Below are 14884 nucleotides of genomic sequence, written 5' to 3' on the forward strand. Positions count from 1 at the left end.
GACACCGACGACCTCGCGTACGACGACTTCGCGCTGGACGCCGAGTTCGCCGCCTTCCGTACCGGACTGCTCGACCAGATCACCCCACCCGGCCCCGACGCCGTACGCACCACCGTCCGGCACCGCCGACGGGTCGCGACCACCACCGGCCTCGCCCTCGCCCTGGTCCTCGTCATCGGCCCGGTCGCCGCCGTCGCCTCCCTCAACAACACGCCGAACCCGTCCCCGACGACGGGTACGACGGCGGATCCGACCCCGTCACCGACGGTGACCTCCACGCCGAGTCCGTCCACGGCACCGACCACACCGACAGCGACGGACGGCCGGATCTCGCGCACCGACCTGCTCGGCGCCACGGTCGATCTGCCCGCCTGGCGGCCCGGTCCGGGCTGCCCCGACAGTGGCGCGAAGCTGACCGCGAAGGCGGTCGACGACGGGGACAACGTCCTGGTGACGACCGCCTACGGCGACGTCGACAACGACGGGGCGACCGAGACCGTCGCGCTGGTCCGCTGCATGGTCGGCCAGGCCGGCCCGTCGCAGGTGGTCGCCTTCGACCGTGACCCCGCAGGGAAGATCGTCACCCTCGGTCAGGTCGTCCCGAGCGACCTGAAAACCCCGCAGTGGCTGCTGGATGTCGAGGTGCGCGCCAACGGCGTGGTACGGGTCCAGGTCGCCGACTACGCACCCGGCGGTGGTTGGGACCTGGACTGGTCGCAGCGACAGTGGCGCGGCTACTCCTGGAACGGGGAGAGGTTCACCCAGTCGGAAGGTGAGCGCGCCTTCCCCGACAACCCGTACAACGTGAACCTCACCGTCACCGCGACGGACCTGGTCTACGGCGCGCCCTACGAGGGCGGAACCCGTACCGGCGAGATCACCATCACCATGAACAACGTCGGTACGGTCGCCGCCCCCAGGCCCCGACTCGACTTCAAGCTGAGCCCCGGCGGTGGCGGGTCCAGCGCCAGCCCCGGCTGGTACGCCTGTCAGGAGCACACGATGGAGGGTGAACACCTCTACTGCGTACTGCCGCCACTCGGGCCGGGCCAGGAACGCAAGCTCACCTTCCACATCGTCACCATGGGTCAGACGCCGACCAGCGGCACACTCGCCCTGCGCACCCTCGACACCAAGGGCAAGATCGCGCCCGACTTCGGCGACTGGGACAACCAGATCGACATCAGGATCAGGTGATCGTGCGGGATGCGCCCGGTGGATCGCCATCCGGGTGGGCACGGCACACCGGGCGGGACGGTCGCCGCCCGCGTTCACCCCATGGGCGCGGGCGGCGGCGGGTCGGTCGGGTCGCCGCCCGAGGGGACCAGGCGTACCAACATGCGTTCGTCGGGACGGTCCGGGGACGCGCCGTACTTGTCCTGGAAGCGTCGGCGGACCAGGCTCAGCGGCGTCGGATCCTCCTCGCGGACCTCGACCAGGGTGAACTCGCCCGGCCCCGACCCGTTGGCCCGGGGCGGCAGGGGCGTCCTGACCGTGAGCGTGCCGATCGAGTCCCGGGTCAGATGGAACGTCCGGCAGTCGACGTAGACCTGCCCGTCCACCAGCGCGTACGGCACCCGGTTCTTGGCCATGTCCGAGTCGGCGTGCCGCAGTGTCATCGGCGCCGCCCAGTACCTTTCCAGGTTCAGGGTCGCCTGGTGGTGCCCCCACAACTCCTCGAACCGGGCGTGCACGAACTCGCCCCACGGGCTGGCCATGTCCACTTCCAACTGCGGCACGTTGAACGACAGCTTGCCGATCGGAAAGAAGGAGATGAGGGCCTGCCCGTCCCACTGGTAGAGCTGGATGGACGGTGACGCGTCGTAGATGTGGATCTGCAGTCGGGACCGGAGGTGGCCTTCGAGGGAGGCCCAGAAGGCGTACAGGTGGCGCAGGTTCTCCTTGATCCGTCGAGGGACGTTGACGTGCTGCTTCTCCAACTCGTCGGTACGCTGCTGCGCCGCCGCGCAGTCCGGGTCCAGCAGCAGCACCTGGATCAGGGCACCCTGTTCCAGCGCCGCGCGTACGGCTCGCAACGTCTGCTCGCGGTGGCCCAGTTCGAGCAGGATCGTCCAGGTGTCGAGGATGCGTACCCGGCGGCCGGTGCGGGCGAGCACGTCGATGAACGCCTTCTGGTCGAAGCTGACATGCTCCTGCACCCGCGCCTTGCGAGCCTCTTCGAACAGCGGGTCGAAGATGACGTACGAGATGGCGGCCAGCACGACGCTCGCGCCGAGGTTGAGCAGCAGATCGCTGGCGAACCCCCGGGTACGCCAGGCCCCGAGGAGCATCGCCGCCGAGACGAGCAGGAGCAGGCCGCCACGGGTGTAGGCCCGCCGCTGCCGTCGCACCCGATCGCCGACCCGCCACCACACACGCGCCCGGTCCACCCCGTCTCCCTCCACCGGAAGGAGCAGGATATCCGCCGATCACGACCGCCGTGGTACGCCGCTTCTTGTCATCCCGGTCCGGTGATGCGGTAGCCGACGGTGGGTGTCGTGGTGATGATCGGCGGACTGCCCAGTTTGCGGCGCAGTCGGCCCAGGGTCACGGTCACGGTGTTGGTGAACGGGTCGGCGTTCTCGTCCCAGACCTGCTCGAGGAGGTCCTCGGTGCTCAGGAAGGCGGGACTCGCCCGCAGCAACGCTTCGAGCAGCGCGAACTCCTTGACCGAGAGGTCGAGATGCCGGCCGTCCCGGGTGGCGGTGCGGCGTACGGGGTCGAGTTCGAGACCGGCCACGCGCAGCGTACGGGCCCGGGCGGCGGGTTGCCGGCGGGCCAGGGCACGGACACGTAGGACCAGTTCGGGGAAGTGGAACGGCTTGGCGAGATAGTCGTCGGCGCCTAGGGTGAGCCCGCTGACCCGGTCCCCGGGCGAGGCGGCGGCGGTCAACATGAGCACCATCGCGCGGTTGTCGTGTTCGGTGATCATCTGACAGAGGGTGTCGCCGTGGATTCCCGGCAGGTCGCGGTCCAGCACGACCACGTCGTACGCGTTGAGGTCGAGTTTGGCGGCGGCGGCCAGTCCGTCGTGGGCGAGGTCGACGGCCATGCCCTGATCCCGCAGGCCCTCGGCCAGGACGTCGGCGAGCGAGACCGCGTCCTCGACCACCAGGACCCTCATCCGGCGACCACTTCCGGTGCGGTCGCCAGCGGCAGCGAGACGGTGACCCGCAGGCCCCCTTCGGGGCGTGCGCGCAGGTCCAGCCGACCGCCGTGCGCGTTCACGATGGCCGCGACGATCGACAGTCCGAGGCCGGAGCCCTCCTCGGACCGGGTGCGGTCGGCGCCGAGCCGCTGGAACGGCACCCCGAGGCGGGCGACCTGCTCCGGCGCGAGAACCGGCCCCGGTGTCTCCACCACCAGCTGCGCCGAGGTGTCGCCGGCCCTGGTCGCGCAGATCCGGATCCAGCCGCCGTCCCGGTTGTGGCTGACCGCGTTGTCGACCACGTTGTCGGCCAAGCGGGCGAGCAGGGTCGGACTGCCGTACGTCCACCCGGCGTCCCGGATGTCGTCGTCGACGGTCAGGTTCTTCGCCGCGATCTGCGTCTCCCGGGCGGTCAGGGCATCGGCGACCAGGGCGCCGAGCGAGACCGGTACGCGGTCGGGCAGCGCCCCGTGCTCGGCGCGGGCGAGCACGAGGAATCCCTCCAGCAGGCGGTCGGTCCGGTCGAGTTCGGTCCGGAGCCGATCCGCGAGGGCTCGCGTCTGCGGGGGCGCCGGCTCCGGTTTGGCCACCGCCACGTCCAGCGACGCCCGCATCGTCGCCAGTGGGGTGCGCAGTTCGTGGGCGGCGTTGGCGACGAACCGACGCTGGGCGGCGAAGGACAGCTCCAGACGTTCCAGCAGATCGTCGATGGTGTCGGCGAGATCCTTGACCTCGTCGTCGGGTCCGGGCACCGCCAGCCGCTCGTGCAGGCTCGCGGCGGATATCCGCCGCGTCGTCGCGGTGATCGTACGCAGCGGGCGCAGCACCCGGCCGGCGAGCACCTTTCCCAGCAACACCGACACCGCCACCATCACGACCAACGCGACCAGCGAACCCATCAGCAGTTGGCGCGACTGTATCCGGCGAATGTCGGCGAGTTGCGCCTCGAGCAGGTGGATGCGTTCCTGGGCGGTGGTGAGGCCGGGCTGCCGTCCGGGCACGTCCGGTCCGGGAGCGACCGAGGTCACCTCCCCGTTGGCCAGCAGGTTGGTGAGCGCCAGCAGGCCGATCCCGGACACCAGGAACAGGACGGCGTAGAGGATGGTGAAACGTAGCCGTACGGTCCGGTCCGGTAGTGCCAGGCGGCCGAGCCTGCCCATGGGTCCTCCCCGTTTCGCGGACCACCAGGATGCCGCGACGGACCTAACAGCGGCATGACAGGGGCGGTTCGGGCCGTGTTAGCGGCGGATCCGTAGAACCGCATCCATGCAGGAATCCCCCCACGCTGTTACCGACCCCCCAGCCGTGCTCGTACGCCACGAGTGGACCAGATTCCGCCGCCGGGGTCGGGTGATCGCCATGACGGCCGCGGTGCTGCTCACCGTCCTGCCGGGCCTGCTCGTCGCGTACGCCAACCGGGCATCGTGCAGCGAGGGCACCGTTGAGGTCGCCTGCCCGACCGATCCGCTCGGCCCGGACGGCAGGGCGGTGAGCGACCAGTTCTACTTCGTGCACCGCCCCCTGGGCGAGAACGGCAGCATCACCGTCCGGATGACCTCGATGACCGGCGTCATCACCTACCCGCCGCCCAACCACGACGAGATCGTCCCCGGCCTGGTGCCCTGGGCGAAGGCCGGCATCCTCGTCAAGGACGGCCTGACCCGGGGTTCCTCCTACGCGGCGCTGGCGGTCACCGGCGCACACGGCGTACGGATGCAGTACAACTACACCCACGACACCGCCGGCAGCCGGGACGGTGTGTCGGCCCAGTCACCGCGCTGGCTGCGGCTGACCCGCGCCGGGGACACCGTCACCGGCTACGAGTCGACCGACGGCGAGGTCTGGACACCGGTCGGTACCGCCCGCCTGACCGGCCTGCTCGGCACCGTGCGGGTGGGCCTGTTCGCCGCGTCCCCCGGCGACCTGACGCTGCGACCCACCGCCCTCGGCGGGAGCATCGCCGAGGCGCGCTTCACCCAGGCCAGCGCTACTTTCGACCACGTCACCCTGGACGGCGCGGCTCCCGCCGGGCAGTGGAGCCGGGACAGTGTCGGGGAGATGGGGCACACCGACTGGGAGCGGTATCACCGGCCGGCCGGGCTCGTCGAGTCGAACGGCGCCTTGACCGTCACCGGATCCGGTGACATCGGACCGGTCGGCACCGTCGGCGGCCGTTCCGTGGAGGACACCCTCGTCGGCCTGGCCGCCGGCCTGGTCATCGTGATCGTCGTGGCGGTGCGGTTCGTGACCGCCGAGCAACGGACCCGCCCGGTCGCCGCCGCGCCGATCGGCAGCCGGGTCCTGGCCGCGAGAGCAGCCGTGACGGGTACGGTCGCCTTCGTCACCGGACTGCTCGCCGCGCTGATCACGGTCCCGCTCGGTACGGGGATCCTGCGTGCCAACGGCAACAGCGTGCAGGCGGTGTCCGGGCTGACGGAGGTACGGGTCGTCCTCGGCGCCGCCGCGCTGTTCACCCTCGCCGCCGTGCTCGGGACCGCCCTCGGCGCGCTGCTGCGGCGTACCTGGGTGGCGGTTCTCGTCGCCGTCTCGACGGTTGTCCTCCCGTACGTCGTGGCGGCCCTGCCGTTGCTGCCCGACGAGGTCTCCATCTGGCTGCTGCGCCTCACCCCGGCCGCCGGTTTCGCCGTCCAGCAGACCAGCCACGCGTACCCGCAGGTGGTCGCCCACTATGCGCCGTCGGCGGGCTACTTCCCCCTCGCCTGGTGGGCCGGGCTCGCCGTGCTCTGCGGCTTCGCCGCGGCCGTGCTCGGCCTGGCCGTGTTCCGGCTACGCCGACGGGGTACCACGAAGTGACCACCACTGGCGGCGTCCGCCCGGCACTCGGGCCGACGCCGCCAGTGGTCCGCCCGCCGCCGCGGCAACGTACCCGGCTCAACCCAGGTGAACCGGGAGTGCACCCCGGTCAGGCGTCGACGTCGCCGGGTACACCGATCGGCAACCACCGGACGCTGCGCCGGACGTCGTCGGGTGCCGCCGCGAACTCGGCCTCCATCGCGTCGCGGCCCTGTTGGAAGTGTTTCCACCCCTCGTAGTGCACCGGGATCGCCGTGTGCGGGCGGACCTCCCGGCACAGGTCGACGGCCTTGCGTGCGGTCATCGAGTACCGCACCGGGCCGGTCACCGGGAACTTCACGCCGCCGAGGTGCAGCAGCGCCGTACCGACGGTGAACCGCTCGGCGACCTGACGCACCCCGCCGTACAGCACGGTGTCACCGGAGACCCAGAACACCCCGTGCCGCTGGCCCTCCCAGGCCAGGGCGAAGCCGATGACGTCACCGACGATCGGCCCGCTCAGTGGCGGGCCGTGCCGGCACGGTGTTGCGGTGACCTCGATCGTCGGTTTGCCGGGAGCGCTGAGCGTGGTGGTGGCCCAGGGCCGTAGCCCCTGGGCGTTGCCGCCGAGCCGTCCCGCACCGGACTCCGTCGTGATCACGGTGCCGACCGCCGGCAGCAGGGCGCGGCCGGCGTCGTCGAGGTTGTCCCCGTGGTGGTCGTGCGTGAGCAGTACCGCGTCGACCGGACCGAGGTCCGCCACGGCGATCGCCGGCCCGGCCGTCTTGCGTGACGACGTGCCCCAGCCGAAGGCGTACCGACGGCCGGGGGCGTCGAACGTCGGGTCGGTCAGCAGCCGCCAACCACCGACCTCGACGAGGGTGGTCGGTCCGCCGATGTGCGTGATCCGTACGTCGGTCATCCGGCGCTCGGTGCGGCCTTGGCGTGACGCAGCGCCCAGTCCAGCACGTAGTCGGCGATCTCCTCCCAGCCCTCCTGGGCGGGCAGGAGGTGCGCGTAGCCCTCGTACTCCTTGACTTCGGTGACCGTGTCGGACTTGTAGTGCTTGGCGTTCGACTGCTGGATCGCCGGCGGCATGATGTGGTCCTCGGAACCGGAGACGAACAGCAGCGGCGCCCGGTTGTCGTTGCTGTAGTCGACCCAGGTGTCCTGGTGCCCCGGCTGGAAGTTGGCCAGCACGCTGCCCCACAGGATCCCGCCGTTGGCCGGGATGTGGTAACGCTCGTACAGCGCCCGGGAGTCTTCCTCGCTGAAGGTGTTGGTGAAGGCGTACTTCCACTCGTCGAAGCTGAGTCCCACCGTCTTGTGCCGGTTGGCGGGGCTCTTGAGCACCGGGAACGTCGACTTCACCTGGGACAGCGGTACGACCCGGACACCCTCGGTCGGGGCCGAGTTCAGCGCGACACCGGCGGCACCGTACCCGTGGTCGAGCAGGATCTGGGTGAACGCCCCACCGGCGGAGTGCCCCATGATGATCGGCGGGGTCGGCAGCTCCCGGATGATCGACTCGACGTGCTCGATGATCTGCGGCACCGTCACCGCCAGGATCGGCGCGGGGTCGGCGTTGAGCGCCTCGACCTCCACCTCGAAGCCCGGGTATCCGGGCGCGATGACCCGGTAACCCTTCTGCTCGTAGTGCGCGATCCAGTTCTCCCAGCTTCTGGGGGTCACCCAGAAACCGTGAACCAGCACGATCGTGTCCGGAGTACTCATGTCAGGTCCCTATCGGTCGAGAGCGCGGGAAGCCGGAACCCGGCTGTTCCTGTGACCCTCCGGGGACCGACATCGCCCTCGAATCACGAGACTACGTAGTCATGGGCTTCGAATGACGTGAACCACGTAGTCGCGTCCACCGGGGGTCGGCGCAAACCCGCGTTTCGCGTACCCTCTGTGCGATGTCGAGCACCACGTACGGCGGCGCGTCGGTGGAGGGCGTCCGAGGCCGTGACCCCGCCGTATTGGTGGGACGCGATGTCGAGCGGGCCCGTCTGGACGAACTCGTCGAGGCAGCCAAGGCCGGCCTGAGTGGCGTACTGGTGCTGCGCGGCGAGGCCGGTGTGGGCAAGACGACACTGCTCGACCGGGTCGCCGCGACGGAGGACCTCACGGTCGTACGGGTCGTCGGGGTGGAGGCCGAGTCGGAGTTCCCGTTCGCCGGCCTGCACCGGCTGCTGGTGCCGTTCCTGCGTACGGACCATCCGTTGCCCGCATCGCAGCGAAGGGCGCTGCATGTCGCCTGCGGCCTGGCCGACGGACCACCCGCCGACCGGTTCCTGGTGAGCCTGGCCGCCCTGTCACTGCTCTCCGAGGCCGCCGCGCAGAGCCCGCTGCTGTGCTGCGTCGACGACACCCAGTGGCTGGACCAGGAGTCGCTGCACGCGTTGGCCTTCGTCGCCCGCCGGATCCACGCCGACGGCATCGGTCTGGTCTTCACCGTCCGTACCGGCACCGAGATGGCCGCGCTGGACGGGTTGCCCACCATCGACCTGGCCGGTTTGGCCGGTAACGACGCGATCGAACTCCTGCACACGGTCATCGGCGCGCCGCTCGACGCCCAGGTCGCCGAACACATCGTGACGCAGACCGGTGGGAACCCGCTCGCACTGACCGACCTCGCCGCCGAACTGGCGAGCGACCCGCTGATCGGCGGCGCGCTTCTGCTCGAGCCGCTGCCGCTCGGTGCCCGGCTCGAGGCGCACTACCTGCAACGGGTGCGGTCGCTGCCGGACGCGACCCAACGGTGGATGCTGCTCGCCGCGGTCGAGCCGGCCGGGGATCCGCACTACGTCACGAACGCCGCCGCGATGCTGGGGATCACGCCCGACGCCGCCGACCCGGCCGAGTCCGCACGGCTGATCGAACTGCGGCCCGACATCAGGTTCCGGCATCCGCTGGTCCGATCCGCGGTCTACGGCGGTGCGCTCGGCGTACAGCGGCGGGCCGCCCACGGCGCGCTCGCCGCCGCGACGACCCGGTCCGGTGACGCCGACCGGCGGGCCTGGCACCTTGCCGCCGCGTCGACCGGCCCGGACGAGACCGTCGCCGCCGAACTGGAGCGGGCGGCCGAACGCGCCGGTGCCCGCGGCGGTTATGCGGCCCGCGCCACGTTCCTCGCCCGTGCGGCGGAGCTGACCCCCGACGAGTCGATCCGGTCCGGCCGCCTCCTCTCGGCGGCCGAGGCCGCGCTGAACGCCGGAGCGGCGGTACGCGCCCAGTCCCTGCTCGACGGGATAGATGTGGCTCTGATCGACCACCTGGCCCGGGGCCGGATGCTCATGGTGCGCAGCGAGGCGGTCGCCCACGCGGGGGCTCAGGCACGGGTGGCCGCCATCTTCCTCACCGCCTCGGCCGAGTTTCGCCAGGATGCGCCGGAACTCTCCCGCCACGCGCTCCTGCGCGCGTTCGACCACGCCATGGCGGCGGCGGGTTGCATCGTCGACACCACCACCGCCGAGATCGCCGCCTTCGCGCACGACCAGATCGACGCCTCGAAAGCCGTCACGCTCGGCGACTATCAGCTCCTCGCGCTCACCACCCTGGTGGCCGGTGACTACGCGGCCGCCGTGCCGCTGCTGCGCCGGGCCAACACCCTGCTGCTCGCGCCCGAGACTCCCGACACGGAGGTCCTGTCCCGCTACCTCGCCGGTGTCTGTTTCTGCACCATGATCTGGGACGACGAGACCCGGATCGGCATTCTCCGCCGGGCGGCCGACGTCGCCCGGCGCACCGGGGCGCTGCACGAACTCGACATCGTCCTGTTCGCCTGGTCACTGCACGAGGTCGTGGTCGGCAACCTCGCCGAGGCTGACGCGCTGCTGGTCGAGGTACACCAGTTGCGTTCGGCGCTCGGGGTCACGCCGGAGCAGTGGCAGGTCTACCGGATGCCCGAAATCGTCGCGTGGCGCGCCGACGGCGACGATCCCCAGATCCGGGACCAGATCCAGCGAACCCTCGATGTGTCGCTCCAGATCGGGATGGGTGCGAGCGCCGACACCGCGCGGATCGCGCACATGATCTACGCGATCGCCCGGGGCAGCTACGCCGAGGCAGCCTCGATCGCCCGGGAACTCGTCGACAACGATCCGACCCAGCTACACGGTCGGGTGCTGCCCGACCTGGTCGAGGCGGCCGTCCGCGCCGACGACCGGGCGCTGGCGGAACGGGCCCTGGTCGAGTTGGAGATGCGGGCCACGGTCAGTGGCACCCCTTCGGCGATCGGCATCCTGGCCCGCGCGCAGGCGTTGCTCGCGTCGCCCGCCGAGGCGGACGGCCTGTACCGGGAGGCCATCACCCGGCTGGAGCCGACCCAGTTGCGGTCCGACCTGGCCAGGGCCCACCTGCTGTACGGCGAGTGGCTCCGCCGGCAGAAACGTCGCCGCGATGCCCGCCACGAACTCCGTACGGCGCTCGGCATGTTCGAGGAGATGGGTGCGAACGCGTTCGCCGATCGGGCCCGGCAGGAACTGGTCGCCACCGGCGAACGTGCCCGGCAGCGGTCGGTGGAGCTCGCGAACGAACTCACCCCGCAGGAGCTGACCATCGCGAGGCTGGCCAGGGCCGGAGCCACCAACCCGGAGATCGCCACCCATCTGTTCCTAAGCGCCAACACCGTCGACTACCACCTGCGGAAGGTCTTCCGCAAGCTCGGCATCACCTCGCGCCGCCACCTCGGTCAGTCACTGCCCGACTGACCGGGGCGTCTCGCCGTCGAGGTAGACCCACTGCCCGTCCTCGCGGACAAAACGACTGCGCTCGTGCAGCGTGTCGGGTCGTCCCGACTCCTGGTAGTGGGCGCGGAACTCGACCGTACCCGCAGTGTCGAACAGGCCGCCCCGATCGGTGTCGACGACGTCGAGGCGCGTCCACCGCTGCCGAGGGTCGAGGGTCAGTCGAGCAGGGCGGGTGGTGGGGTGCCAGGTCCGTAGCAGGTAGGCGGTGTCGCCGACGGAGAAGGCGCTGAACCGGGACCGCATGAGCTGCTCGGCGGTCGCCGCGGTTGTCTCTCCCCGGTGCAGCGGGCCGCAGCAGTCACCGTACGTCCGGGTCGAGCCGCAGGGGCAGGGGCGGGTCGAGTTGTCGACCGCCTTCCGGGCAGCACCGCGTTTCACCACCGGCTCATTGTGACGGACAGTACCGGCTGGTCGTGACCGGACCCGGACGCGGTCGCCGGGGAGTCGAGCCGGACGCTTTCGGAAGGCGAGTTCGGGGGCGGTCCTTGCTCAGCTTCGGGCGCCCACGGACCGGGGGAGGTGGATCCGGTTGCCGGTCGCCGCGATGTCGTCGGCGGGACAGCGGCCCGGCGCGACGTACCGGTCGACGAAGTCGCTCACCGCTGCCTGGACCCGAGCCGAGGCGCCGAGCCGGGGCAGGGCGTCGGCCGCGGCGGTGAAGCAGGTGAGGGCGGCGGAGCGCAGCGCCGGGTTGCCCAGGCCCTCGCGTGCCGACGTCAGCCAGGCCCGCTGCGGGCGTAGGTAGCCGAGCTGCGCGGTCGCCTCGGCCGCGGCGTGTGCGGCGGACGGATCGTCCAACAGCGCGGTGGTCACGGCCGCCGGTACCACCCAGCCATCACCCGGCTGCTGGTCGATCATGCGGAATTCGAGGTACCCCCGGGGGCGTACCGGCGGTACCAGGGTGGCGAGGTGCCGCTCCAGGTCGTCGAGTGTGACCGGTCGGGGGCCGTGACCGGCCAGCCAGTCCCGCATGGTCAGGCCGCCCGCCGGTACGAGCCACGGCAGCGGGTCGGGCCGGGCGATCACCGCCACCCGCGCGTCGAGGGCGTAACGAGCCCAGGCGGTACGGGGATCGGCGGCGGCACGGGGTGCCCGGGTACGGCTCGCGTCGGTGCCGAACCGCAGCGCCTGCCGGTACGACACCCAGGGGGTGCCCGAGGCGCCGACGTACGGCGAGTTGGCGAACGCGGCGAGCAGCACCGGACCGATCGCGTTGGCGAGCCGCCACCGGCGGCGGTACCCGCGCCACCCTGCGGACTCGTCCCCCGCGTCGAGACACACCTGCACCGACGCGGTGTTGCACATCACGGTCCGGCCGGCCGCACCCGTACGGTCGTGGTACGCCGCCAGGGCGAGGTAACGGGGGTGTTCGGTGACGAGCCGGGGCTGCCTTCCGGTGTCCAGCCCGGTCGGGTCGAGCCGGAGCCCGTCCGCGCCCAGAGCGGCCCGGACCAGGGCGAGGTCGTCGGCCACCGCGTCGACGCAGTCCTGCAGCCCCGCGCCGACGGCCGAGGACAGCTCGAGCTGGCCACCGGGCTCGACGCTGATCCGGCAGCCGCCGGGCAGCGGGTCACCGAGGTGGGCGAGTGCGGCGTACAGGCGGGCCGTCGGTGGGCGGTCGAGCGGGTACGCAGGGTCCCGCACGACGTACTCCAGTTCGACCCCGACGCGACCGACGGGGCCGACCCGGTAGCCGGCGGCGGCGACGTAGGCGGTGGCTGTCGCCTCCGTGAGGACAGCAGCGTCCACGGCGGACTCCGATGGGTGCAGGGTCCCGGTGTCCGGCCGCGCGCAGCCGCAGGACACGAAGGTACGGGTGGAGGGGAAGTTGCCCCTCGCCGGGCCGGGCACCCGGTGGCTGGAGGCGATCTCCATTAGCGGGCTGCGCCGCTCGGGTGTCCAGGCTGCCGCGGACCAACTGCCGGTGAACAGTCGGTTCGCGCGGGTGAACGGCGGAACCCGGCACGCCGCCTGGCCCGTTCGGGCACGAGGCACCCACTTCGGAGGTCGCCCCGTCGGCGACGAGACTCATCCTGGTCCATCGACCGGCGCTCGGGATCGGCCAAATGGTCATCGGAATGCGCTTTCTCGAAGGATGGTCCGAGCCGGTACCGGCAAACAGATACTTGTCGAAGTGCGCCGGGTTCTTTGGCAGTAGCCAGAACGGCCACCGTCGACAATGGAATGGAGAGGCCTGTGCCGGTATGCGCCCGTATGGCACCGGCGCCCACTCCGTCGACTGCGCTCATCACGCTCGAACACCCTCCGGTCGGGGCGGCTCGTGGAGCCCGCCCCGGCCGTGGTGTGCCGGGCGTGTGTCTGACGGATCGAATGGGGAGTGTGGCGAACCATGATTGAGCTACCGCTGTCGCCTGCGCAGGAACGGCTGTGGTTCCTCGACCGGTTCGATCCGGGACAGCCGAACAACGTCACCTACGCCAGCCGGCTGCGGGGAAAGGTCGACGCCGACCTGCTGGCCCGGGCCTTCGCCGCCGTGACCGTCCGGCACGAGGCGCTGCGCGCCACCATCCTCGACCGCGCCGGTGTCCCGGTGCAGGTGATCGCCGATCCCGGCCCGTTCGACCTCGAACGCGTCGACCTGACCGAGGAGCCGGAGTCGCTGCGGGAGAACCGGGCCCGCGAGATCGGGCGGCAGGTCTTCGACACCAGCTTCGACCTGGCCCGTGGACCGCTGATCCGGGCGGTGCTGCTGACCCTCGGCCAGGACGACCACGTGTTGCTGGTGGTCGTCCACCACGTGATCTTCGATGGCAGCTCGGTGACGATCCTCATGGCCGACCTGCGTACGGCCTACGGCGCCCTGGTCGACGGTGGCGTACCGGACCTGCCGGCGCTGGCGGTCGGTTGGGCGGACTACGTACGTGAGCAGGCGGACCAGCCGGCGGGGAAGGTGGAGCAGGATCTCGCGTACTGGCGGGAACGGCTCGCCGGCGCACCCACCCTGGCGCTGCCGACCGACCTGCCCCGCCCGCTGTTCAAGACCTCGCGCACGGCGCAGGTACGACACCAGTTCGACGGTGACCTCACCGCCCGGCTGCAACGGCTGGCGCAGAGCCAGCGGTGCACCCTGTTCATGGTGATGCTCGCCGGCTACCAGGCGCTGCTGGGGCGGCACGCCGGTCAGGACGACGTCTGTGTCGGTACGGCCAGCGCCGGGCGTTCCCGTGCCGAGCTGGAGTCCCTCGTCGGCTGCCTGATCCAGACCCTGGTGTTGCGCGGTGACCTCTCCGGCGACCCCACCGTACGCGAGCTGCTGCGGCGAACCCGTGACACCGCCCTGGACGCGTACGGACACCAGGAGGTGTTGTTCGAGCGGCTGGTCAGCGAACTGGACGTGACCCGCGACGTGAGTCGTACCCCGTTGTTCGAGACCATGTTCGTCCTGCACACCCAGGGCCAGCCGGGACTGGACGTGCTTCCCGGAGTGCAGGGCGCACCGTTCACCGTCGGCGTGGTGCAGACCCTGTTCGACCTGGTGGTGGACGCGTGGATGACCCCGAACGGGCTGGCCATGACGGCCAGGTACGACACCGCGCTGTTCACCCCGGAGACGGTCAGCGCGATGTTGCGTCGGTTCGAGGTGTTGTTGCGGGCGTGTACGGAGGATGTGGATCGGCGGGTGTCGGAGCTGCCGATGGATGACGCGGTCGGGTTGCGGTCGGTTCTGGCGCGGGGTCAGGGTCCGCGTCGTCCGTACTCGGGGACGGTTCTGTCGTTGTTCGGGACGCGGGTCGCGGCTGCTCCGGATGCGCTGGCGGTGGGTTCCCTGACGTATCGGGGGTTGGACGAGCGGGCGAATCGGATCGCCCGGTATCTGCGGCGGTCGGGGGTCGTGCCGGGTTCGGTGGTGGGGGTGTGTCTGGACCGGACGCCCGACCTGGTGGCGACGTTGTTGGCGGTGTGGCGGTGTGGTGCGGCGTACCTGCCGTTGGATCCGGGGTTGCCGCCGGCCAGGATGTCGTGGCTGCGTTCGGACTCCGGCGCGGGGCATCTCGTGACACAGGAGAGCCTGGCGACGACGACCGGTGATGGCGGGTCGCAGCGGATTCTCTGGTTGGACCGGGATGCGGTGGAGATCGAGGCGGAGTCGGCCGAGTCGTTCGGGGGGTCGGTTGATCCGGGTGCGTTGGCGTATTTGTTGTATACGTCGGGGTCGACGGGGTGGCCGAAG

Annotated in this window: 11 protein-coding genes; 4 read left to right on the plus strand and 7 right to left on the minus strand. The window is 71.1% G+C overall.

Features of this window, described 5'->3' with window-relative positions; translation table 11 throughout:
• The coding region (locus tag ACWEFB_RS37910) for a hypothetical protein (protein WP_452293056.1) at positions 1-1197 on the plus strand (1197 nt) is incomplete at its 5' end.
• Positions 1198-1271: 74 nt separating this feature from the next.
• On the opposite strand, the gene ACWEFB_RS37915 is transcribed toward ACWEFB_RS37910, so the two are convergent.
• The 3 genes from ACWEFB_RS37915 to ACWEFB_RS37925 all read right to left on the minus strand — a co-directional run bounded on the left by ACWEFB_RS37915 (position 1272) and on the right by ACWEFB_RS37925 (position 4308).
• Positions 1272-2390 (minus strand): hypothetical protein, encoded by a 1119-nt coding sequence (locus ACWEFB_RS37915; protein ID WP_452293057.1) that lies wholly within the window; start codon positions 2388-2390, stop codon positions 1272-1274.
• Between the two features lie 68 nt (positions 2391-2458).
• Positions 2459-3124: a response regulator transcription factor gene (locus ACWEFB_RS37920; protein WP_452293058.1), complete on the minus strand. Its 666-nt coding sequence runs from the start codon at positions 3122-3124 to the stop codon at positions 2459-2461.
• Complete coding sequence (locus ACWEFB_RS37925; protein WP_452293059.1) at positions 3121-4308, minus strand: HAMP domain-containing sensor histidine kinase; 1188 nt, start codon at positions 4306-4308, stop codon at positions 3121-3123. The genes ACWEFB_RS37920 and ACWEFB_RS37925 overlap by 4 nt, the downstream gene beginning before the upstream one ends.
• Before the next feature lie 106 nt (positions 4309-4414).
• Between ACWEFB_RS37925 and ACWEFB_RS37930 the strand changes: the two genes are divergently transcribed.
• Positions 4415-5962, plus strand: coding sequence for a hypothetical protein (locus tag ACWEFB_RS37930; RefSeq protein WP_452293060.1), 1548 nt, complete (start codon positions 4415-4417; stop codon positions 5960-5962).
• Positions 5963-6071: 109 nt separating this feature from the next.
• On the opposite strand, the gene ACWEFB_RS37935 is transcribed toward ACWEFB_RS37930, so the two are convergent.
• Together ACWEFB_RS37935 and ACWEFB_RS37940 are read right to left on the minus strand one after the other, a co-directional pair.
• A complete protein-coding gene (locus ACWEFB_RS37935) occupies positions 6072-6863 on the minus strand; it encodes an MBL fold metallo-hydrolase (RefSeq protein ID WP_452293061.1) in 792 nt (263 codons plus the stop codon).
• On the minus strand, positions 6860-7675 hold the full coding sequence (locus ACWEFB_RS37940; protein ID WP_452293062.1) for an alpha/beta hydrolase: 816 nt from the start codon (positions 7673-7675) through the stop codon (positions 6860-6862). Before ACWEFB_RS37940 ends, ACWEFB_RS37935 begins: the two co-directional genes overlap by 4 nt.
• A 182-nt stretch (positions 7676-7857) precedes the next feature.
• Between ACWEFB_RS37940 and ACWEFB_RS37945 the strand changes: the two genes are divergently transcribed.
• On the plus strand, positions 7858-10653 hold the full coding sequence (locus ACWEFB_RS37945) for an ATP-binding protein (protein ID WP_452293063.1): 2796 nt from the start codon (positions 7858-7860) through the stop codon (positions 10651-10653).
• On the opposite strand, the gene ACWEFB_RS37950 is transcribed toward ACWEFB_RS37945, so the two are convergent.
• Together ACWEFB_RS37950 and ACWEFB_RS37955 are read right to left on the minus strand one after the other, a co-directional pair.
• Positions 10639-11070, minus strand: coding sequence for a YchJ family protein (locus ACWEFB_RS37950; protein ID WP_452293066.1), 432 nt, complete (start codon positions 11068-11070; stop codon positions 10639-10641). The two genes, ACWEFB_RS37945 and ACWEFB_RS37950, sit on opposite strands and share 15 nt — an antisense overlap.
• Positions 11071-11181: 111 nt before the next feature.
• Positions 11182-12567, minus strand: coding sequence for a glutamate-cysteine ligase family protein (locus tag ACWEFB_RS37955; RefSeq protein WP_452293064.1), 1386 nt, complete (start codon positions 12565-12567; stop codon positions 11182-11184).
• 475 nt (positions 12568-13042) lie between these two features.
• On the opposite strand from ACWEFB_RS37955, the gene ACWEFB_RS37960 reads away from it, so the two are divergent.
• Positions 13043-14884: condensation domain-containing protein (locus tag ACWEFB_RS37960; RefSeq protein ID WP_452293065.1), on the plus strand; the 1842-nt coding region annotated here is incomplete at its 3' end.

The sequence above is a fragment of the Micromonospora sp. NPDC004704 genome, from assembly GCF_053601675.1.

What these genes read in the sequence shown, in the direction of transcription:
- ACWEFB_RS37920 (WP_452293058.1), bottom strand. Translation starts at nt 3,124, where the DNA reads ATGAGGGTCCTGGTGGTCGAGGACGCGGTCTCGCTCGCCGACGTCCTG.
- ACWEFB_RS37925 (WP_452293059.1), bottom strand. Translation starts at nt 4,308, where the DNA reads ATGGGCAGGCTCGGCCGCCTGGCACTACCGGACCGGACCGTACGGCTA.
- ACWEFB_RS37930 (WP_452293060.1), top strand. Translation starts at nt 4,415, where the DNA reads ATGCAGGAATCCCCCCACGCTGTTACCGACCCCCCAGCCGTGCTCGTA.
- ACWEFB_RS37935 (WP_452293061.1), bottom strand. Translation starts at nt 6,863, where the DNA reads ATGACCGACGTACGGATCACGCACATCGGCGGACCGACCACCCTCGTC.
- ACWEFB_RS37940 (WP_452293062.1), bottom strand. Translation starts at nt 7,675, where the DNA reads ATGAGTACTCCGGACACGATCGTGCTGGTTCACGGTTTCTGGGTGACC.
- ACWEFB_RS37945 (WP_452293063.1), top strand. Translation starts at nt 7,858, where the DNA reads ATGTCGAGCACCACGTACGGCGGCGCGTCGGTGGAGGGCGTCCGAGGC.
- ACWEFB_RS37955 (WP_452293064.1), bottom strand. Translation starts at nt 12,567, where the DNA reads ATGGAGATCGCCTCCAGCCACCGGGTGCCCGGCCCGGCGAGGGGCAAC.